Here is a 20885-nt window from a genome sequence, read left to right as displayed (position 1 = left end):
GTCGCGGCGAATAAGCGCAAGTTCATACAAGCGGCGCTCGCTCCGGCCGTCCCAGACTTGGCGGCATCCTGTCGGGAGCGTCCACATGAACCTGTCGCTGTACCTGCTCACCGTGCTGATCTGGGGGACCACCTGGATCGCCATCACTCTACAACTGGAGGTGGTCGCCATCCCGGCGTCCATCGCCTACCGCTTCGCCCTGGCCGCTGCCGTGCTGTTCGTCGGGCTGCTGCTGACGGGGCGCTTGCAGCGGCTCGACCGGCGCGCCCAGTGGATCTGCCTGGCCCAGGGGCTGTGCCTGTTCTGCGTCAATTTCATGTGCTTCTACAGCGCCAGCCAGTGGATTCCCAGCGGGCTGATCGCCGTGGTGTTCTCCACCGCGACCCTGTGGAATGCGCTCAACGCCCGGATTTTCTTCGGCCAGCGGATCGCCGCCAACGTGCTGGCCGGCGGTGCGCTCGGGCTGCTCGGGCTGGGGTTGCTGTTCTGGCCGGAGCTGGCCGGCCACGATGCCAGTCGCGAGACGCTGTACGGGCTCGGTCTGGCGTTGCTCGGCACCCTGTGTTTCTCCGCCGGCAACATGCTTTCCAGCCTGCAACAAAAAGCCGGCTTCAAGCCGCTGACCACCAATGCCTGGGGCATGCTCTACGGCGCGCTGATGCTGACCGGCTACTGTCTGCTCAGCAGCACGCCGTTCGCCTTCGACTGGAGCCTGCGCTACGTCGGCTCGTTGCTGTACCTCGCCATTCCCGGCTCGGTGATCGGCTTCACCGCCTACCTCACCCTGGTGGGGCGGATGGGGCCCGAGCGGGCGGCCTACTGCACGGTGCTGTTCCCGGTGGTGGCGCTGAACGTGTCGGCCTTCGCCGAGGGCTATCAATGGACGCTGCCGGCGCTGTTTGGGCTGGTGCTGGTGATGCTGGGCAACCTGCTGGTGTTCCGGCCGCGACGGGAGCCGCAGCCGGTGCTGGCGACGCGCTGATCAGTTGGTGCCCTGGCGTCGGGCGTGGGCCGCGGTCTCTTCGTCGAGGATCGTCCGGATGCGCTGGGTCAGGTCGTTGTAGCCGGTGTAGCGCTGGCCATAGCCGAGGTTGAAGGCGTAGTCGAAGTCCGGCGGGTTGCGGCCCTGGTTGTGCTGCATGATGGTTTCCAGCTTGTCCAGCGCCTTGGCCAGCCGGGCTTCGGGCGAGCGGGCCTCGGAGTAGTCGTCCCAGAGGTCGAGGATTTTTGCCCGTTGCGCGTCGGGCAAGGGTTGCAGCAGGGTCAGCAGGTCTTCGCGTTCCTGGGCGGTCTTGTCCGGCAGGCCGACCTGCTGGATGGCGGGAATATCGCCGCTGATGGCTTCGCCCAGGTCATGGATGATGCAGATCTTCACCAGCCTGGCGAAGTCGATTTCGGGAAAGTCGTCTTCCAGCATCATCGCCATCAGGCACAGCCGCCAGCTGTGTTCGGCCGTGCTTTCCGGGCGGCCCTGGGAGGTGTGCGAACTGCGCAGCACATTCTTCAATTGCTCGGCCTGCTTGAGGAAGCCGAGAATGCCGTCCAATGCTTCGCTGTTCATGTCGATCGGCTCCGCGTCGAAAAGTGTGGCGCCTATGGTAAGCCAAGGGCAGCGATGAATGCCTGTCGCCCGTCCATTCCCTCGCCAAGGGGCACCTTTAAAAACTACCTGCGTTGTCATCACTGCGTTAAAAACAAGCTCAAATGCTCATTTACAGCCCGTAAAGTCGTATGCGACCCCAGTCGCTTTTTCGCTTGTTTTTGTGGGGCCGCCGAGGCCTTGTGCTGACTGCCTCGTCTACGTTTTTAGAGATGCCCCAAGGAGGCAGCCATGCTCGCCCTGACGCCCGAACCGCCGTACTACGCGGTGATTTTCACGTCCACCCGCACCGACGGCGATAACGGTTACGCCGAGATGGCCGAGCGCATGGTCGAGCTGGCCGCCGAACAGCCAGGCTTTCTCGGCGTGGAATCGGCGCGCGAGGCGATCGGCATCACCGTCTCCTACTGGCGCGACCTGGAAAGCATCGCCGCGTGGAAACGCAACGCCGAACACCGCGAAGCCCAGCGCCTCGGCCGCTCGCAGTGGTACGCCGGTTTCCGGCTGCGGATCGCGAAGGTGGAGCGGGAGTATGGGATGGGTTGATGTGCCGCCGGGCGAATAATTTGCCTATCACTCAGTAGGAGCCAGCTCTGCTGGCGAAGTTTCTGCGTGGCCCCCATCGCGAGCAGAGCTCGCTCCTACAAGGGGCTGCGGTGGGAATTCATTCGCGATGGACCGGAAGGCCGCCCGTGGGGCTACGTTGGCGTAGCGGCGTCGGGGTGTGGCGGCGAGGGTACGTGCTATTCGCTGAGGGACTCACGAAGCCCGGATTGTGCGTGGGACCCGCCCCGTTGGCCAGCCGGCGGTCAGTGGCGGCCGGCCAGCAGCGCCTTGGTCCATTCCACCAGACGACCGATCTCCCGGCACACGTTCTCGGCCGTGACGGTCTGGCGCGGCAGGGCGAGGAAGGCGAAGTACAGGCCGGAACCTTCATCGAGTCCCGCTCCGGGCTCCTTGCCGCGCAGGGGGTTGAGGGCGGCGCGGAGAATCCGTTGGGGCAGGGTTTCGGGGGTGTCCGCCAGGGCCGGGTCCAGGCCGGCGATCAGCAGCACGCGCTCCGAAGGACCGTCGTAACGCAGCAGCACCGGATACTGCTCGTCGACGAGCAGGGGGTATTCCTGGGTGGTCGTAAGCCCGGTGGTGTCCATGCCCATTTTTTGTAGCACGTCGGTAAACAGCCGGTGGATGAATGGGTCGCTCATGATCGATCTCTGGGTAGGTATCAGCCGTTGCCTTCGCGCTGGTACTTCCGGAAGGCATCCCGTGCGTTGGACACGCTGGCGGTTTCACCGTGGTAGGCGGCGCGGTCCTCTTCTTCCTTCATGAAGTCGTCGAAAGTCAGCTTGGGTTGTGATGGCTCCTGCCGGGTGGCGCTGACGGTCGGGCGCGTAGCGGCCGGACGTTGCGGTCTTTCCCTTTCCAGCGAGCCCGGCTGGGTATCGTAGGCCCAGTGGGCGTTACCCGAGTACGGTATCTCGTTGTGGTAGTCCGCGCGGGCTTCCTCGTCGCGCATGAATTCATTCAGGTCACGACGCGGCACCTGGGCTTCGGCCGGTTGCTGGCGGATTGTCGGTGGACGGCGTTGCGGGCGAGAAGCCGGTACCTCTTCGGAGCCCTGTGACTGTCGTTTCAGGTATTCGTCGAACTCGTTCTGGGCCCTATCCCGGTCGAAATATTCGTGGAATTGGTCTGCCCGATCGTGCTCGAAACGGATGAAGTCATCGATGGTCAGTTGAGGGGGCGTGCTCGGCCGGGGCGCCGGTTTTGGCGCCGTGTGCGCAGGAGTATTCTGCAGCGGATGCGGACGCCCTCCTGGCCTGGCCATGGGGGACGAGGTTTGTGGCCGCGGCTTGGCCGCGGGCGCGTCGAGGGACGCCATGAAGCGATCCAGCAACTGGTTCCGCCTGTTGGCGTCGCGGGTCTGCATGATGTCGTGCAGCTTGCCGAGCAACTGATCGGCGTGCGCCTGCGGCAATGTCCGGGACCTGGCATCCAGCCGTTCCATGGCTTCGATGGGTTTCTTCCAGTCGGTGGGGGACAGGCGTTCGATCTGGTTGAGAATGCCGGCGCGCAAAATCTTGCCCTGTGCCGGAGCGGCGGTTGGCTGGGGCTCGGGATGGATGCGGTTGTCGGCCCGCCCGCCTGCTCTCCGTGGGTCGGCGTGGGCCGGCATCGGGGCGCTGGGCCCAGGTCCCCATGCTTTGTTGTTCAAGGCCGCAGCGATGCGTTCGCTGCGCGACGACAGGGTCCCTTCCGACAGGCGATGGCTGAACATTTCGCCCGCCGCCTTGAAGAAGCGCCCCGGCGATACGGTCGGTCGATTGTCGCGATGGACCTTGAATTCGCCGGACGGGGAGACCTGCACCCGATAGGTGGTGCCGTCCACCGTCAACTTGCCGTGGCGGGCCAACGAATGCAGATCGACAGAGGTGTGCTTGATCGCGTCGACACTGGAAAAGTGAAAGGACGGGTCGTTCTTGATCATGGAAGCCGCCGAGGGACGAGCGACACCGGGATGGTGTCATCGTCCCTTGAGTGGCTGGGCGCAGTGGGTGAGTTCCTGACTCATCGTCAGAGTGAGGCGTCCAGGCCGAAACGCTTCTTCAACACGACGTCCAACAAGCCTTTCGGCAGCCAGTTCGCCAGCAGCGGCAAGGCCCGGCTGCCGTTGCCGAGGCGCAGCAGCCGGGGAGGGTGCGGACGCTGGACGGCGGCGAGCAGGTCGCGGGCGAAGCTGTCGGCGGGGGTGGGGTTGTCCTGCGAGGCCTTGGCGCGGGCGCGAATGCCGTCGCGGATCGGCCACCAGGGCGAGTGCTCGTCGATCAGCCGTTCGGCTTCGCGACTGGCGTTGGCGCCGAAGTGCGAGGCGATGGCGCCGGGCTGGACTTCCATCACCTGGATGCCGAACGGCGCCAACTCCAGGCGCAGGGCATCGGACAGCGCGTGGACGGCGGCCTTGGACGCGCAGTAGGCACCGGCGAAAGGCGTGACCAGCACGCCCGAGACGCTGCCGATGTTCACCACCAGGCCCTGGCTGGCGCGCAGTAGCGGAAAGCAGGCGCGGGTCAGGCCGATGGGGGCGAAGACGTTGGTCTCGAACTGCTGGCGCAGGGCATCGACACCACCGTCGAGCAGCGGGCCCATGGCACCGTAACCGGCGTTGTTGATCAGCACGTCGAGGCGTCCGGCTTCCTCTGCCAGGCGGTTGGCGAGCCGGGTCACCGCCTCGGCGTCGTTGACGTCCAATGGCACTGCAGTGAAGCCGGCTTCGGCCAGGGCGGCGAGGTCTTCGTCGCGGCGTGCGCTGGCCCAGACCCGGTAACCGGAGGCCTGGAAGGTTTCGGCAAGAGCCCGGCCGATGCCGCTGGAGCAGCCGGTGATCAGCACGACGGATGACATCTCTGTGTTCCTTTTGTCGAGGCGCCCGGATGGGCGGCGTGCGCATCGAACCCTACAGGGCGAGCCATCCGCCGGGCAACTCAGTCAGCGAACCGGCCCTGCAGGCGCTCGGCGCGGAATTCCAGGGTCCTGGCGCGGTAGCCGGGGCGCAGGGGCGGCAGCGGCAGGCAGTCCTGCCAAGCGTCGCCGGGCAGCAGCTCGCCCGGGCCCCGGTAGCGCGGGCTGTCGTAGAGGTTTTCGGCGAGGTTGACGCTGTCGCCCGGCGCATAGGCGGCGACCCGCCAGCGCAGCTCGCTCAGGGCGGCATCGCTGCCGTTCTTCAACTCGACGCTCAGCGGACGGTCCCCCGGGCAGCGCCGGGGATCGTAATGCAGGCGCAGTTCCAGGCGCGCCAGCCGGTGCTCCTCGCGTTGCTCCTGCCAGATCACCCAGCTGGCCAGCACCGCCAGCCCGAGCAGGGCGGCGAGGGAAACCGGCAGGGCCTTGGCCGGGTAGCGTAGCAGCAGAACCAGCCAGGTCAGTACGAGCAGGGCACCGATCAGCATGGGCGATTCCTGTCGAGGTCGGGGTGGTCCGATTCAGCTTACAGGATGTCCCGACAGGGTCCGAGCGCTACGGAATGTCAAAACCCGGAACCGCCGCACCCTGGAGGCGTGAACCATTGAGAAGAGAAATAACTAATCACTAGTAAAATGCTTGTCGCCAATCAGCGACGAGGGACACACATGGCTGATCTCATCATGGAAGGTGATTCCACTTTCAACGACCCCAAGACCATCACCGACCTGGCCGTGCTGGCTTCTCTGGCACGGGAAGGTCTGCTCGGCGGACCGCTCGATATCTATGTCGGCGAGCCGTCGGAAGCCCTGACCCGGGTGGAACTGAACCGCCTGCTGGGCAGTACGCGCTGGAACGAGAAGGGCGATCGCTTCATCCGGATCGCCCGGCGAGCCAATGGGGCGCTGTTCTGCCTCTGGCTCTATCCCGGCCTGCGGGGACGACCACCCGTCGTGTTCTTCGGCGGCGACGGCGAGTTGCACCTGGTATCGGCCAACACCACGGATTTCCTGCACCAGTTGTCGTCCGGCTATCTCTACTGGCGTGGCCACTGGATCGTGCCGACGGATGGCGATGCCGTGGGGTTCGACTGGCAGGCTTTGCAGGTGGCAGTCAACGAACGGCTCGGTGTCGACCGCAGCGATCCCAATGTGCTGACGACCAAGGCCGAACGCCGCAACCCGGCGTTCCGCGCCTGGGCCGCGGCACGGCGACTGAAGGTGCGGCGGGAAGCCGAGGGCGACGGCACAAAGAAGTCCCAACTGTTGATTGCCCTGACCAAGTTCGTTGGCGGAACCACGATCCGGTAAGGCGCCACTCAAGGGAGTGCCCGTTTCCCGGGTGTTCTCTTGGCTTTTAAGGCTGCCAGCCCATGATTTCACCTCTTGCCCTCTATCACCGATCCCATACGTCTGATCCGACCGACTCCGTAGCGGAGAAGCAGCTATCGAGCCATGGGAGCGATCAAGAGCCGACGGCTCGAAATCTTCGCGATGTATCGCAAGGAGCGCTCGAGCAGCTCTCCACATCCCTGCGTCGTGAAATGTCGGGGCGAAACAGCATGTGGTCCGATCTGGTCGCCATGGCCAAATGCAGTTTCACCTGGCCGTTCGACCAGTACGAGTTCAAGAAGGCGCTGTTCAAGAAAAGCCCTGAAATCAAAGCCGCCATGGATAAGCCTGAAAGCGGACTGTGTTTTGGCCTTTCTCTATCCTGGTGCCAACAACGCTTGCAGGGAAAAACCGACAAAACATTCTTTACCGAACTGCCTCAATGGAAGGACAACAGTCTTTTTCTGCGTAGCTTGGCGTTGCAGTCCATCGAGCAATTGCGTCATCCGGGAGGATTGGACAAGGACGTCGAGCGCTGCGCGGCATTGGCAGGACTGGAGTGTGTGTCCATCGACTCCAAGCAAACCGTCCATCGCATAGCGTGCCGTTTGGAAAAGCCGTTTGCCGAGCGATTGGATGCTTTGCTGGGGGACGACGCGCAGCCGCGCTGTCTTCTGCTGATGACCGATCGTCACGCCTTGGCGCTGTTCAAGGACCAGGACCGACAATTGCATTTCTTCGATCCCAATTGCGGTGTCATCAGCAGTACACATGACAACAAACTGAACATGTACCTGCTCATCCATTCGATGCTCGAGGCCGGAGATGACCTGTGGAACGACAAGCATCGACGTACGCCTCGTTTTCTGATGGCCGCCGAGTTGCAGCTACCCGCTGCTCGCCAGGAGGGTATCCGACCGTTGCATACCTTGAGCCTGTCGCAGGCATCTACGAGCCGGTCCTGACAGGAGACGAAATCCACGCCCATAAAAAAGGGTGCGCCTCGGCGCACCCTGAAGGTTGGCTGACGCCCTCTTCGCGAAGAGGGCAGGGGATCGGTCAGCCGGCGATGGTCTTGGTCTTGACGCCCGCGTCGGTACGGCCGTAGACGTCTTCCAGACGCTCGATGTCGTCCTCGCCCAGGTAGCTGCCGGACTGCACCTCGATGATTTCCAGCGGGATCTTGCCCGGGTTGGCCAGGCGGTGCACCGCGGTGATCGGGATGTAGGTCGACTGGTTCTCGGTGAGCAGGAAGGTCTTGTCGTTGCAGGTCACCTGGGCGGTGCCGGACACCACGATCCAGTGTTCGGCGCGATGGTGGTGCATCTGCAGCGACAGGCTGGCGCCCGGCTTCACGGTGATGTGCTTGACCTGGAAGCGGCCGCCCATGTCCACCGAGTCGTAGGAGCCCCAGGGGCGGTAGACGGCGCAGTGGTTCTGGGTTTCCGGACGCTCTTTCTCGTCCAGGGTCTTGACCAGTTTCTTGACGTCCTGCACGTGGTCCTTGTGGGCGACCATCATGGCGTCCTTGGTCTCGACCACGACCACGTCTTCCAGGCCGAGTACGGTGACCAGCTTGCCGTTGCCGTGGACCAGGCTGTTACGGGTGTTGTGCAGCACCACGTCGCCCTTGACCACGTTGCCGTCGTCGTCCTTGTCGTGCACGTCCCAGATCGAGGACCAGCTACCGACGTCGTTCCAGCCGGCGGACAGCGGCACCACGCAGGCGTGCTCGGTCTTTTCCATCACGGCGTAGTCGATGGAGTTGTCCGGGCAGCAGGCGAAGGTGGCCGGGTCGATCTTCACTTCGTCGCCTTCCACCTTGCTGCGCTCCAGGGCGAGCATGCAGGTGTCGTAGATGTCGGCGTCGTACTTCTTCAGTTCTTCGAGGAAGCGGCTGGCGCGGAACAGGAACATGCCGCTGTTCCAGAAGTAGTCGCCGGATTCGACGAAGGCCTTGGCGCGCTGCTCGTCCGGCTTCTCGACGAATTGCATGACGCGGTTGACGCCTTCCGGCAGACCGTCGCGCTCGCTCAGGTCGCACTTGATGTAGCCGTAGCCGGTTTCCGGGCGCAGGGCGGGGATGCCGAACAGCACCATTTCGCCACGCTCGGCGGCGGTGGCGGCGATGGCCAGGGCGCGTTGGAAGGACTTCTGGTCTTCCAGTACGTGGTCGGCCGGGAGGACCAGCAGCAGTTCGTCGCGGCCTTCGGCGACCAGCTTCATGGCGGCGATGGCCACGGCCGGTGCGGTATTACGGCCGAAGGGCTCGAACAGCATGCCCTGGACGTTCAGGTTCAGCGCGGAAAGCTGTTCCTTGACGATGAAACGGTGCTCCTGGTTGCACACCACGAGAGGGGCCTGCATGCCCTCGAAGGAGAGGCGCTGCAGGGTCTGTTGGAACAGGGTCTCTTCGCCGGTCAACGCGAGGAACTGCTTGGGGAACAGCTTGCGCGACAGGGGCCAGAGACGGGAACCGCTACCACCTGACAAGATTACCGGAATCATAGTTTCTCTCCTGGAATACCTAAGGTTGTCTTTTCTTATGCTTGTCCATGCACGGAGCCTCCGTGCGGTGTGCCGCGCCCGGTACGGCGCGGCACGGTTGCTCAATCACTGACCGGGCGGGTGACCCAGACAGGGGAGTAGTTGCCGTTCGAGCCGGTGACGAAGAGGCATACGGTTTCGCCGCGGGTCAGGGTGACCGGCTTGAGGTCGCCGACCTTGCGGTCGCCATCGAACAGCGCGAGGCTGACCTTGACCGGGTTGATTTCACGGTCGCCGTGGGCCGACGGTGCGACGGTCTTGACCACTTCGGTCTTGCCGTCGGCGGTCTTCAGCGTCAGCGGGCTGTCGGTCAGGTTCTGCACGCGGACCAGGGCCTTCTGCTTGTTCTTGAACGGCGGTTCTTCCACCAGCTTGGGTGCGCCGTTGGGCAGATGGACCAGGGTGTAGTAGTGATCGCTTTCCAGGGTCACCGGCAGGCTCTGGGAGCCGACCTGGGCGGTGTAGTTGCCCTTGGGCATGAAGCCGAAGTCGCTGCTGCCGAGCGGAGCGATGTCGTTCATCTTGACCGTGCCGACAGTCGCGCTGACTTCCTGGTTGGTGGCGTTGTAGAGGCGGATGAAGGTCGAGCCCTTCGGTGCCACGGGGCCGTACAGGGCACCATCGCCGGCATGGGCCTGGACGGCCAGCAAGCCGAATACCAGGGCACAGGTGTGGGCGATCCAGCGCGGGGTTTTAGTCAGTCGAGTCATTCTGTAATACCTCCATGAGGGACTTTTGTGATGTAGAGCTTCAGCCCCATCAGGGCGTAGCGGTTTTTCCGGCCGTGCTGGCCAGGCTCTCTGCAGTGCCGGCTTTCTTCAGCTCGGCAATCCAGGACGGGTCGAAATCGCTCAGGTCGTTCTGCATCGGCAGGTAGCGCTCGGGGAATTCCCAGACCACCACTTGCGGCGGAGCGGACTTGAATTCCTCGCTCTGCAGGAACTTGAGCATCGGCAGCAGCGGCCCACGGCCATCCTCGGCGTGGTTGACCAGGTCGCTGGCCAGCGACTGGCGCAGGGCACCGGGGAAGTTCCAGCGCTCGTTGGCGCTGTAGCTGGTGCCCACCAGGGCGACCGGCACCTCGGTGTCGGCGAACAGGGCGTCGCCGCCGGCTTCGCCGTCGTTGGCCGGATGGGTGGTGCGCTGCTGGAGCTTGTCCGCGGGTGGCAGCAGGTCGCTGAACAGCGGATCGAGCGGCAGGAAGTTGAGCAGGTCGCCCTTGTGCGGCTTGATCTCCCCGGTTTCGGTGACGAACTGCTGCGGCTCGCTGCTCAGCAGGGCATCGCCGCGAATGGTGCGGCCGAGGGTCTGGGCAACCACTTCGGCGCCCATCGGGGTCCAGTGGGTGTCGGTGCGCAGGAACACTTCGCCGTTGCTCTTGGCCTGTTCCAGCGGCTTCAGCAGGTCGGGCGCGAGAATCCCGGCGCGCTCGGCGGCGGCATGGAAATCTTCGTAGAGCCGGGTGCGCATGGCCGCCGGCTGGGTTTCGTCGAGGTATTCCGGATACAGGCGGCTCTTGGCCGGCACGATGGCCAGTACCAGCTTGATGTTCTGCCGGGCGAGCTGGTCGCGCACGCCACGGACCAGGGCCAGGTTGTCCGCGATGTTCTGTTCGCCGTTGACCACCGGCTTGAATTCTTCATCGCTGAACAGCCAGTCGTTGCGGCCGACGATCACGCCGGGCCGGCCTTCGCCGAACAACAGGTAGTCCAGCGCGGCCCAGACGTTGGTGCCCAGGCGCTTGACCGGGAATTCCTTGTCGTAGTGGCTTTCCACCGCTTTCGCCCACTTGCCGTCGAGCACACTGGTGTCCGGCGGCAGGGTGACGCTCAGCAGGTTGCGCGCCGACCAGACGAAGAGCAGCGCGAGTACGGCCAGGAAGAGCGCGACGTAGAGTTTGCGTAACTGACGAGTCATGGTTGGCCTCGCTCAGAACTGGAAGTAGAGGAAAGGGGAGTAGCTCTGCGCCGACAGCTTCAACACCGAGGCACAGAACAGCAGGAGGATCGCGGCGCGCACGAAATAGCGCGGCAGGGCGGCGGTCCAGGACGGACGCTGCACCAGCATGCCGGACGGGGTCACCTCGAAGCTCGCGGCATCGCCGGGGACCGCCTTGATCATGCGCGGCTGGTCGCTGGCTGGGCCGTCGGCGTCGGTCTTCGGCGCTTTCGGCGACAGCGGGTTGCGGTAGAACTGGCGCAGGCCGCAGAAGGCGAGGGTGACGTAGGCGACCACCAGGGTGGCGACCTGCAGCTCGGTCAGGTTGGCGCGGCCCAGCTCGGAAAGCTGCCAGCCATCGAAGCTGAACATGGCTTCGTACATACGCCAGGCGACGTGCACGTTCTCGGCGCGGAAGATCACCCAGCCGAGCATCACCAGGAAGAAGGTGAAGGCCCACTTCAGCGGGTTGATCACCTTGGGCGCGGCGTTGACGCCGAGGGCGCGCTCGATGGCCAGCCAAGTGCCGTGCCAGGCGCCCCAGATGATGAAGGTCCAGTTGGCGCCGTGCCAGAAACCGCCCAACAGCATGGTCAGGAACAGGTTGCGGTAGGTCTTGAAGGTGCCGTGGCGGTTACCGCCCAGGGGCACGTACAGGTAGTCGCGCAGCCAGGTGGACAGGCTGATGTGCCAGCGCCGCCAGAACTCGGTGATGGACTGGCTGATGTACGGCTGGTTGAAGTTCTCCATGAAGCGGAAGCCCATCATCAGGCCAAGGCCGATGGCCATGTCGCTGTAGCCGGAGAAGTCGAAATAGAGCTGCGCGGTATAGGCCAGCATGCCCAGCCAGGCGTCGCCCGTGCTCGGGTTCTGCAGGGCGAAGCAGTGGTCCACCAGCGGCGCCAGGGTGTCGGCGATGAACACTTTCTTGACGAAGCCCTGCATGAAGCGGGTGGCCCCTTCGGAGAACTTGTCCACACTGTGGGTGCGGCTGATGAACTGGTCGGCGAGGTCCTTGTAGCGCAGCACCGGGCCGGCGATCAGCTGCGGAAACAGGGCGATGAACGCCGCGAAGTTGATGACGTTCTCGGTCGGCTCGGTGTCGCCACGGTACACGTCGATCAGGTAGCTGATCGACTGGAAGATGTAGAACGAGATGCCGATCGGCAGGATCACCTGGGTGAGCACGAACGGCTCCATCCCGGCTGCCTGGAGCACCGCGTTGATGTTGGCCACCCCGAAGTTGGCGTACTTGAAGTAGCCCAGGGTGGCGAGGTTGCCGGCGACGCCCCAGAGCACCCAGCGCTGGGCCTCCTTGCTGCGGGTGCCGGCGCGGTGGATGCGCAGGCCGAACACGTAGTTCCACAGGGTGACGGCGACGAACAGCAGCAGGAAGTCGACTCGCCACCAGGCGTAGAAGGCGTAGCTGCCGATCAGGATCAACAGGTTCCGGTAACGCGGTGCGCTCAGGTAATAGAGACTGAGAAACACCGGCAGAAACAGAAACAGGAAAACGTTCGAAGAGAAGACCATTAACCGTGTCTCGCTAAAAGCACTCGATTCAGGTCCTAAGGACCCGGCCATTTCCCTCCCCCGGTAACGCAAAAAACTCGTTTCGGCCCGACCGCGTCTGACGCGCGGTTCGGACATCCCTGCCTCTCGCGGGAGGCTCGGGCGGGGCGGCGGCTCTGTCGGCCTGCCTGCCCCGGTGCGCCTGTGGCGCGTTCGATCTGCGTATCCTTCGCCCTACCGGCGCTACGACTTCTCCTCTGTCCGGCGGTTGAACACCCGGGTCACGTCGCCTCCCAGGCGGAATGTCTTGAACGGCTCCATCGATTCCTTCCAGGCGAGGACGGACGGGGAGCAGCTGTAGAGCGCGCAGTAGGGTTCGAGCCAGGAGTACTTGGCGTCTTTCTTCAGGTCTTCCATGTCCTGCTTCTTGCGCGTCTTCTCGGCGAACTGGTCGGGATCGTCGACGCCGGCCAGCACCCGTTCGGCCAGGCGCCGCAGCGCTCCGTTGTTTTCGTTGCGCAGGTCGACGCCGTTCACCTGGGCGAAGGCGGCGATCATCGCCAGCGGCGGCAGGCTGTAGTTGTGGTAGGCCAGCGCACGCTGTTCGCGTTTCAGTTCGTTGGGCAGGTAGCCCTTGTCGTCGACCTGGTTGGCGGCGACGCGGAACTGCTGCACGGACCAGTCGAACAGGTCGCGGCGGTCGATCGCCACGGCGGTGGCCATCACCGACCAGGCGGCCCAGTACGAGTGGTTGTTGATCTTCTTCAGCGGCAGGCCGCTCCAGTCGCGCACCACCTGGTCGGCCAGCTTGCCGAACCAGGATTCGATGACCCGGGTCTGCTCGCCGTAGGGTTGCAGCGGGCGCGAATCGGAGAACTTCAACCGCAGGTAGGCGCCCGACAGGCTGCCCAGCGCCCATTTGCGCATGGACTTGCCGGTGTGGTTGAACTCGGTGGAGAGCAGCGCGTCGGCCTTGGCCCAGGTGGTGAGCCACTGCAGCGCGCAGTCGAGCTGCTGCGGGTGGCCGTCGCGCATGTAGTGCATGACCAGCTTGTTGAAGTCCTTCTCCAGCACGGTGATGTCTTCGGTCTGGCTGCGGAAGGTCTTTTCCGCCGCGACGTTCAGCGTGGCGCGCGCTTTGTCCGATCCCTGGTACTTGCTGGTGAATTCCAGTTTGCCTGTGTACGGCGTGGGGACCGCCGGGCAGGCGTCGGGTTCACCCTTGCGGGTTTCCACCGGCGCGTAGTAGCCCAGCGGCGGCCGCAGGGCGGCCTGCGCGGCGTTGGCCAGCAGCAGGGCGCCGAGCAGGCAGGACAGGGTGGTCAGCTTGAACGTCGGCATAGGCACCTCAGGAACCCGCCCCGTTCTGGGCGGTGAGCTTGTTCGGCCCGGGGCCGCGCTTGCAGACCCGGGCCTCGACTTCCACCGGCTCTGTCATGCCTTCCGGCGACTGGATTTCCAGGGCGAAGAAGTCCAGATCGCCCCAGTCCTCGTCGTCGCGCATCTCGAAGGCGAAGCGGCCGTCGGTATCGTAGGTGTTGGGTTTTTCGATCTTCAGCTTTTCGCGGCGCCCGCTGAGGTACCAGAGGGTGGCCTCGAGGGTTTTCACCGACGGATCGCTGAAGCGGATATCCATCAGGTGGTTCTTGTTCGGCAGTGTCACCAGCGAATTGTTCTTGCCGTTGACCAGCACCTCGTTGGCGCCGGGGCGCAGCTTGGTCTTGCTGGCCAGCAGCACGTCCTTCTGGTCGCAGCCGTCTTCCAGCACGGCCATCATCTGCCGGTGGATCTTCTTCGAGGCCAGGTCGTAGAGCGGAGAGAACTCCCAGATCAGGACCTTGGGCGGGTTGTCGTGGAATTCCTGGCTGCCCAGGTATTCGATCATCGAGCCTTCCAGGCCGCCGCCGGGGAAGGCGACGTTGAGGATTTCGGAGCCGATGTTCTCTTCGAGGAAGCCGGCGAAGTTGTAGTTCTTGCCGCTATGGCTGGTACCCACCAGCGCGATCTGAGGGTTCGAGGAATCGCCGAAGAGGTCGTCGCTGCTGCTCTCGTCCTTGGGCTCGGTGGCGAACTGGTCCATGTACTGGATGGCATAGCTGGTGCCGCACAATTGGCCGGCGACGTTCTGCATGGTGCCGCGCTTGCCCATGCGGCCGATCTTGCGGCTGACGAATTCCTTCTTCGGCAGGTCGTCGTAGCCGGGAATCTGCTTGACCGTCTCGGCCACGACGCGCGCGGTGCGCTCGGCGCCGTAGGGCGTCCAGTGCTGGTCGCGGGCGAAGTAGAAGGCGCGCTCGTTGTCCGCCTGTTCGTCGGTCAACGGCGAGAGGTCGGGCACCCAGAAACCGATCTCGCGGAAGCGGTCCAGGGCCGTGCGGTAGTTCTTCAGCGCGCGGTCGTAGTCGAAGCGGGCCTTGTCTTCCGGCCGCAGCTTGTCGCGGTTCACCAGGCCGCGGGTGGGCTGGTAGACCAGCACCACTTCGATGCCGCGGGCCTTGAAGGCGTCGCGCAGCTCCTTGAGCATGCGGTAGCCCTCCGGCGTGGTGCCGAACTCGGTACGCAGGTCTTCCTGGGTACGGAACAGCCACTCGTCCTGCGCATCGATCAGCGTCAGGAAGTTCTTCATGTAATTGGTGGTGTACAGGCTGGCGTTATGCGCCGCCGGGCACAGGGTGCAGCAGCCTTCGGCCTTGAACACCGGTCCCTGGCTCTGCTCTTCGGCGCGCAGCCCGGTGCTGGCCAGGCAGATTGCGGCGGCCAGGGAAGAGAGACCGATCCATTTCATGTCGCGTACTTTCATGGGTAACAACCTCGTTAATCGTGCAGGTCGGCCTGCGTCTCGACCGGGTCGATGAGCACGGCCTTGCCGCGACGGACCATCAGGTCGAGGATTTCGTCCTGCTTTTCGCCCAGGATGCCGGCGAAGCTGATGCCGGAAGACTTGGACGGGGCCAGCAGTTCCACCCGGTAGAGTTCCACGCTCAGCGGCGAGTCGATGGACAGCGGGGCGGAGCCGTTGCCGGCGAGCTTGCCGCCGACCACGATCATCGAGACCTGGGTGTCGAAGGGGTCGAGTTCGATGTCGCGGTCGGTGTTGGACAGGTCCTTGATGTGGCCGTACACGCCGGACAGCTTGTTGCCGGCCGAGAGGTTCTCGTACAGGCGGATATTGGTACTGTTGCGCAGGCGGATGCCGTGGCGCTGGTTGGCCAGGACCTTGTTGCCCCAGATGAGGTTGTCCGAGCTTTCGTACACCGTGATGCCATCGGAATGGTTCTGGTAGATCTCGTTGTAGGCCACCAGGTTGTTCACGCTGTTACGGTCGAGGACGAGGCCGGAGAGCTTGTTGTCGTACGACTTGTTGTTGATCAGCCAGCTGTTGTTCACCTCACGGGAAATAATGATCCCGTGCTTCTTCTTGGTCCCGAACACCGTGTTCTCGGCGATGATCAACCGCTCCGAACGGTCGTGCGGGTCGATGCCGTAGACGATGTTGTCGCGGTAGGTATTGCCCTTGACCACCACGTCTTCCGCTTCGTAGCAGTAGAAGCCGTACCAGTGGTCGACGAACTCCGAGTCGATCAGCCAGCCGGTCGGGTGCGGACGCTTCAGGCGCGCCTGGGTACCGGGCGTGTACTGGGTGATGGAGACGCCGTAGGACTTACTCTTGTTGTAACCGAGGCTGGTGATGGTGCTGCCGACGATGTATAGCTCGCTGCCACCCCAGGAGACCAGGAACGGCCGGAAGTCGTCGGGCTTGCGGAACGTGGCCGGGCCATTGGCCGCTTCGCGCCAGGCGGTCACCTTGGTATCGGTGATGAACATCATGCCGTCGTTGACCAGGAACGAGCCGCGCTCTTCGGAAAGGCGCAGTTCCTTGGTGTCCTTGTCGATGTGAAGGGTCGCGCCCTGCGCCACGACGATCGGCAGGCGAGCCAGGTAGACACCCGGCTCGACCTCCTCGAACTGGTTCTTCGGCAACTTCTCGGCCAACTGGCTCAGCTTGACGTAGCCACCTTCGATGAAGATGGCATGCGGCATGCCGCGCTGGCGGGTGATCCACTCGCGCAGACGGCCGCTACCGCCGGTGAAGTCCTTCAGGGTGTCCTGTTGCAACATGCGGCGTACCACCACCTGGCCCGCCTTGCTCCGGTCGATCTTGGCGTTGACCGCCTCAGCGGTGTAACCGCTGAGGTCGGGGAGCTTCGGCGGATCGAGGTGCAGCTGTTCGACCGGCGCGGTGGTGACGGTGTACGTCTTCGCCTGCTGCAACTCCTTGGTTTTGTCGGTCTCTTCGGCCTGGGCCTGGGCCTGGGCCTGGGGAGCTGCGGCCTCGTTGGCCTGCGCCCAGGCGCCGCCGAGCAGCAAGGCACCGGTGAGCAGGTGCCTGGCCAGGGGTTGCAGTGGGAATCGTGGGCTGTTCATCGCCATTTCCTCTTCACGCGCCGGTCGCATCAGAAACGCCAGATGAAATCGACGAAGGCACGGTGCATGACCGAGTCGGCCTGGCTGCCGTACGCATCGCCGGGGAAGAACAGGCCGCCGCGGAAGCGGACCAGCGCGGAACGCTCGTCGATGCTCTGACTCATCGACGCCGGCAGCAGGCCTTGTCTGAAGTAACGGGTCACCACCAGGTCGACTTCCTGGCCGATGTCCTTGTCGTCTTCCACCAGCGCGGCATTGACGCCGGCCTGGCCGATCGACTGATCCGAGTCAACGCGCCAGAAGCGGTGGTAGACCAGGCTGGCGTCGTAGTCTTCGCGCAGCGTCCAGGAGGTGAAGGCGGTGACCGATTGCAGGTTGCTCAGCTCGCCGCGGAAGGCTTCGCCGAAGCGGTGCAGACGCGACTGGGTGCCGGTGAAGTTGGAGCGGTTGCTCTCCATGCCGGTCTGTACGAACTGATCGGAGCCATCGTCGCCGCCACCGCTGCCACGGGCATAGGCGCCGCCGATCTTCCAGTTCTGGTCGATGGTCCAGCGCAGGCCGAGGTCGATGGCCCAGGCGCTGACGTCGGCGTCCTGCTCGCCGGTGACCACGCGCTGACCGTTCACCGCACCTTCGGTGATGGAATCGCGCTGGCCGGTGAGCCAGGTCAGTTGCGCCCAATAGTTGAGCGGCATGGTGGAGCGCGGGTTGAAGAATTCGCCGTCGGCATTGATGCCGAGCCAGGTGAGGTCGCCCTTGTAGGTCTTGGTCAGCTCGTCGACTTCTTCGCCGACGTCCGGCAGGTCGCCGTCGTCGCGGCTGTGGTGGGCCTTGAGGCCGACCCAGTGGCCGGGGGCGAGCTGGGTGGAAATGCTGCCGAACAGGTGCTGGCGGTCTTCGTCTTCCGGCGCCAGATCGTCGAGATCGGTGCGGTAGTCGGAGAAGCGCTCGGCCACGCCCAGGTTGGCGCGCAGCAGGGTGGTATCGAAGGTCCAGTTGAGGGCTTCGATGTTGGTGTCCCACCAGGTGCCTTCGTCGCTGCGCACGCGCTGGCGGCCGAAGCGCAGGTGTTCGCCGGGGTAGGCGGTGAGGCCGGCGTAGTCGACCCAGAACTCGCGCAGGGCCAGGTAGTTCTTGTCCGGCTCGCGGCGGTTGGAGGTGCTGGTGGTGTCTTCCTCGGTGTTTTCGGAGATCGGGTCGGTTTCGACGATATCGGTGGAGGCCACGGCCTGGGCCATCACGTAGGCGCTCCAGTTGCCGCTCTGGCCGTACAGCCAGGGGCGCAGGTCGAGGGCGAAGCCGTTCACGTCGCCACCGTCGCGGGTGCCGAGGTCACGGTCGTCTTCGGATTGGCCGGTAACCTTCACGTCCAGGCCGAAGTTCTTTTCGGCGTCGTAGGTTGCCGCCCAGGCGGGGGCGCTGGAAATCAGGGTAACGCTCAGGCCCAATCCAGCACCGATCCACGGGTTCTTCTTCTGATTCTTCTTCATCGCGTGTTCCTTATTGGGATTGCATGGCTTGCATCTGCACGGATTCGAGCCAGGCGGTTCCACGAAGCTGCTTTTCCTGTCGCAGCAGTTCGTCGCCTCGGGCTCTCTCGGCAGGGAGCAACTGGGGTTCGAGTTCCTGCATCAGCACCTCGGCCTGAGGTGCGCCCCTGAGTATGGCCAATTGCCCAAAAACGTAAGCGTTCACGCGGTCGATCTTGATGCCGCGGCCTTGGGAGAACATCTGCGCCAGGGCGAAGTCGGCGCTGTTCTGCCCACCCCGCGCGGCATACAGCAGGTGGTCCAGCGCTTTCTGCGGGTAGACCTTGCCGAGGAAGCCCCGGCGGTAGAGTTGGCCCAGGTAATAGTGGGCGCTGAGTTCGGTTTCGGCGGCCTTGGTCAGGTGCTCCTCGGCCTTGAACGGGTCCATGGGGACCAGCTTGCCCTCGTAATAGAGCTTGCCGAGCAGCAGTTCGGCGCGCGGCTGGGCGGCGGCGCGACCTTGGTCGAGGTACTCCATCATCTTGTCGGCATCGCCCAGCTCGGGGTACTCGTAGAGCAGCCGGGCCAGGCTGACCCAGGCGGCGGGGTACTTCGGGGCGATTTCCTCGAGCAGCTCCTGGGCGGTCTTCTCGTCGGTCTTGCCCAGCTCGGAGTCGGCCAGCACACCGGCGACACCATCGACGCGGTTGGCCGACACCGTACCGGCGCGGTAGCCGGACATCAGGCGTTCGATCAGGGCCTTCTGCTGGTCGGCCTGCTCGCGCTTCTGGTAGACGGTCGCCAGCTCGACGTAGCAGACGTCCATCTGGTTCAGCATGCGCTGGCAGATCTGCTCGATCTCGCCGAGGTGCTGGTCGTAGGTGCCCTGGCTGCGGTAGTAGATGACCTGGGCCATTTCCGCCTGTGGGTAGCCTTCGGCCCGCCACTGGGCGATGCGCTGCTGCAGGTTGACCCCAGGGAAGAGCTGCGGGTACTGCAGGTACAGCATCGTCAGTGGCAGCAGGGCGCTTTGTTCGCCGGCCTCGAACGATTCGCTCAACAGTTTTTCCGCTTCCCGGCGTTCGGCATCGCTGGCATCAACCTTGGCGGCCAGGAGTTTGCCCAGGCGTGCCTTGGCACGCGGCGAGCTGTCCAGGGCGCTGCGGTAGGTCTGCTCGGCCTTGCGCAGTTGCTCCGGATCGCGGCTCGCCACCTGCAGGTCGGCGAGACCGACCGCGGCATCGGCATAACCCAGCTCGGCGAGCTGGCGGTAATGCCGTTCGGCAGTGGCGGTATCCCCGCGCTTGAGGGCTTCATTAGCCAGCTGCTGGTCCGGCAGGCTGGTACAGCCAGCCAGACCGAGCGCTGAAAGAAGCAGGATTTTTGTTGTGCTGTTCACCTGCGTATACCTCTTAGAAACCAGCCGCCAGTGCCTTGTCGATCAGCCAGTCGAAGGAGGGGCCGCGGTCGATGGTCACTTCCACCGGCTGGCCGGCCAGGGCGCTGTCCAGCGGCTGGTCGGGCTGGATGGTCACGCGGATATCGGAGGACAGGCCGCCTTCGAGCAGGGTGCTGCTGACGATCTGGCCATGACGCGGCTCGTCTTCGCCGGCGACCATGAAGCTGACGCGGGCACCCGGCTTGGCCTGGGCGAAGTTGCGATAGGGGAAGCGCGCCTCGATGGTGGCGTTGCTGTCGCGCGGCACCAGTTCGAAGATCACCTGGCCCTTGCTGGCGTACTGGCCGTCGGCGACCAGTTGCTGGGCGACCTTGCAGTCGCACGGGCTGGTCAGGGTGCCTTTCATCTGCTGGCTGAACAGTTGCTCGACGTTCTTCGGGTTGAGCTGCTCTTCGTTCAGATGGCCCTTGAGCATTTCCAGCATGGTGGCGGAGAAGGAAGCGATCGGCGCGCCGTTCTTGACGATGCCGTCCGGGCCCACGAGGCTCTGCACCGTGCCTTCGCGCGGCATGGTCACCTGCATGCTGGGCACGCTGACCTGGCCGGATTCGGCATGGGTGACGAAGTACAGGCCATACAGCTGCTTGAGGATCAGGGCGAAGGCGCCGAGGCCGACGATGAAGATGCCCAGGCTGAAGGTGACCGCGCGCAGGCGGGCGATGACGCCCATGCCGGAGCCGCCGTCCTTGTTCTTGCGGGCCTTGGTGAAGTTATCGCGCTGCAGGGTGCTGAGCAGGTCGCCCAGGTTGACCAGCTCGCCGGACAGGTGGGCGGTGATCAGGTGGCGCAGCGTGGCGATCTCGCGCGGCTTGAGGTTCTGGAACTGGCAACCGATGCGGCCGCTGTCGAAGTCCACCGAGCGGACCTGGAACTCGACGTCGATGGCCAGGCCCAGGTTGTCGATCTGGAACAGCAGCTTGCCCTTGTGATAGTCGCCGCTGCGGGCCGCCTGGCCGTTGCCGGCGATGAAGCTGAAGCCCCCGGCCGACAGGTCGATCAGGCGTTGCTCGACCACTTCGCGGTTACCGCTGGCATAGCGGATCTTGGCGGGTAGCTTGACGCGCGCATGCTGTCGCTGGGCTTCAGATTCATGTACTACGTTCACGTTGACGGCTGTATTCATGGCTTCATACCTACTCGTTGTT

Annotated in this window: 19 protein-coding genes; 4 read left to right on the top strand and 15 right to left on the bottom strand. The window is 64.3% G+C overall.

Annotated elements, in window-relative coordinates; all coding sequences use genetic code 11:
* Positions 1–85: 85 nt before the first annotated feature.
* The gene (locus PIN01S_RS14010; protein WP_084336295.1) at positions 86–982 is read left to right on the top strand and encodes a DMT family transporter; all 897 of its coding nucleotides are present in this window, start codon (positions 86–88) and stop codon (positions 980–982) included.
* Here the strand turns inward: PIN01S_RS14010 and PIN01S_RS14005 are convergent, their stop codons facing one another.
* A complete protein-coding gene (locus PIN01S_RS14005; protein WP_084336294.1) occupies positions 983–1561 on the bottom strand; it encodes an HD domain-containing protein in 579 nt (192 codons plus the stop codon). It abuts the gene before it with no gap.
* 270 nt (positions 1562–1831) lie between these two features.
* Here PIN01S_RS14005 and PIN01S_RS14000 point away from each other — a divergent pair, with 270 nt between their 5' ends.
* The gene (locus PIN01S_RS14000; RefSeq protein WP_084336293.1) at positions 1832–2146 is read left to right on the top strand and encodes an antibiotic biosynthesis monooxygenase family protein; all 315 of its coding nucleotides are present in this window, start codon (positions 1832–1834) and stop codon (positions 2144–2146) included.
* A gap of 263 nt (positions 2147–2409) precedes the next feature.
* On the opposite strand, the gene PIN01S_RS13995 is transcribed toward PIN01S_RS14000, so the two are convergent.
* The 4 genes from PIN01S_RS13995 to PIN01S_RS13980 form a co-directional block, all read right to left on the bottom strand.
* Positions 2410–2805: a type III secretion system chaperone gene (locus PIN01S_RS13995; protein WP_084336292.1), complete on the bottom strand. Its 396-nt coding sequence runs from the start codon at positions 2803–2805 to the stop codon at positions 2410–2412.
* 20 nt (positions 2806–2825) lie between these two features.
* On the bottom strand, positions 2826–4088 hold the full coding sequence (locus PIN01S_RS13990) for a hypothetical protein (protein ID WP_084336291.1): 1263 nt from the start codon (positions 4086–4088) through the stop codon (positions 2826–2828).
* An 86-nt stretch (positions 4089–4174) separates the two neighbouring features.
* Complete coding sequence (locus PIN01S_RS13985) at positions 4175–5002, bottom strand: SDR family oxidoreductase (protein ID WP_084336290.1); 828 nt, start codon at positions 5000–5002, stop codon at positions 4175–4177.
* An 80-nt stretch (positions 5003–5082) separates the two neighbouring features.
* The gene (locus PIN01S_RS13980; protein WP_084336289.1) at positions 5083–5547 is read right to left on the bottom strand and encodes a multidrug transporter; all 465 of its coding nucleotides are present in this window, start codon (positions 5545–5547) and stop codon (positions 5083–5085) included.
* Positions 5548–5727: 180 nt separating this feature from the next.
* Here PIN01S_RS13980 and PIN01S_RS13975 point away from each other — a divergent pair, with 180 nt between their 5' ends.
* Complete coding sequence (locus PIN01S_RS13975; protein ID WP_084336288.1) at positions 5728–6369, top strand: hypothetical protein; 642 nt, start codon at positions 5728–5730, stop codon at positions 6367–6369.
* Positions 6370–6431: 62 nt separating this feature from the next.
* Entirely contained in the window at positions 6432–7355 is a 924-nt protein-coding gene (locus PIN01S_RS13970) for a YopT-type cysteine protease domain-containing protein (RefSeq protein ID WP_084336287.1), read from the top strand.
* Positions 7356–7449: 94 nt separating this feature from the next.
* Here PIN01S_RS13970 and PIN01S_RS13965 read toward each other — a convergent pair whose 3' ends face one another.
* The 10 genes from PIN01S_RS13965 to PIN01S_RS13920 form a co-directional block, all read right to left on the bottom strand.
* Positions 7450–8898, bottom strand: a complete 1449-nt coding sequence (locus PIN01S_RS13965; RefSeq protein WP_084336286.1) for a mannose-1-phosphate guanylyltransferase/mannose-6-phosphate isomerase — start codon at positions 8896–8898, stop codon at positions 7450–7452.
* Between the two features lie 101 nt (positions 8899–8999).
* Positions 9000–9647, bottom strand: coding sequence for an alginate O-acetyltransferase AlgF (locus PIN01S_RS13960; protein ID WP_084336285.1), 648 nt, complete (start codon positions 9645–9647; stop codon positions 9000–9002).
* A 49-nt stretch (positions 9648–9696) separates the two neighbouring features.
* Entirely contained in the window at positions 9697–10854 is a 1158-nt protein-coding gene (locus PIN01S_RS13955; RefSeq protein WP_084336284.1) for an alginate O-acetyltransferase, read from the bottom strand.
* A gap of 12 nt (positions 10855–10866) precedes the next feature.
* On the bottom strand, positions 10867–12408 hold the full coding sequence (locus PIN01S_RS13950) for an MBOAT family O-acyltransferase (protein WP_084336283.1): 1542 nt from the start codon (positions 12406–12408) through the stop codon (positions 10867–10869).
* Positions 12409–12630: 222 nt separating this feature from the next.
* Positions 12631–13728: a mannuronate-specific alginate lyase gene (locus PIN01S_RS13945; protein WP_084336282.1), complete on the bottom strand. Its 1098-nt coding sequence runs from the start codon at positions 13726–13728 to the stop codon at positions 12631–12633.
* A 7-nt stretch (positions 13729–13735) separates the two neighbouring features.
* A complete protein-coding gene (locus PIN01S_RS13940; protein WP_084336281.1) occupies positions 13736–15187 on the bottom strand; it encodes an alginate O-acetyltransferase in 1452 nt (483 codons plus the stop codon).
* 14 nt (positions 15188–15201) lie between these two features.
* Entirely contained in the window at positions 15202–16812 is a 1611-nt protein-coding gene (gene algG / locus PIN01S_RS13935) for a mannuronan 5-epimerase AlgG (protein ID WP_084336280.1), read from the bottom strand.
* A gap of 29 nt (positions 16813–16841) precedes the next feature.
* A complete protein-coding gene (locus tag PIN01S_RS13930; protein ID WP_084336279.1) occupies positions 16842–18302 on the bottom strand; it encodes an alginate export family protein in 1461 nt (486 codons plus the stop codon).
* A 10-nt stretch (positions 18303–18312) separates the two neighbouring features.
* On the bottom strand, positions 18313–19680 hold the full coding sequence (algK, locus tag PIN01S_RS13925; RefSeq protein ID WP_277222237.1) for an alginate biosynthesis TPR repeat lipoprotein AlgK: 1368 nt from the start codon (positions 19678–19680) through the stop codon (positions 18313–18315).
* Positions 19681–19693: 13 nt separating this feature from the next.
* Positions 19694–20863: an alginate biosynthesis protein Alg44 gene (locus tag PIN01S_RS13920; protein ID WP_084336278.1), complete on the bottom strand. Its 1170-nt coding sequence runs from the start codon at positions 20861–20863 to the stop codon at positions 19694–19696.
* Positions 20864–20885: the final 22 nt, after the last annotated feature.

The organism is Pseudomonas indica NBRC 103045, assembly GCF_002091635.1.
Taxonomy (GTDB): Bacteria; Pseudomonadota; Gammaproteobacteria; order Pseudomonadales; family Pseudomonadaceae; genus Pseudomonas_M; species Pseudomonas_M indica.
Note: the sequence above shows the minus strand (reverse complement) of the source record. Positions and strands in the feature narration are given on the sequence as shown.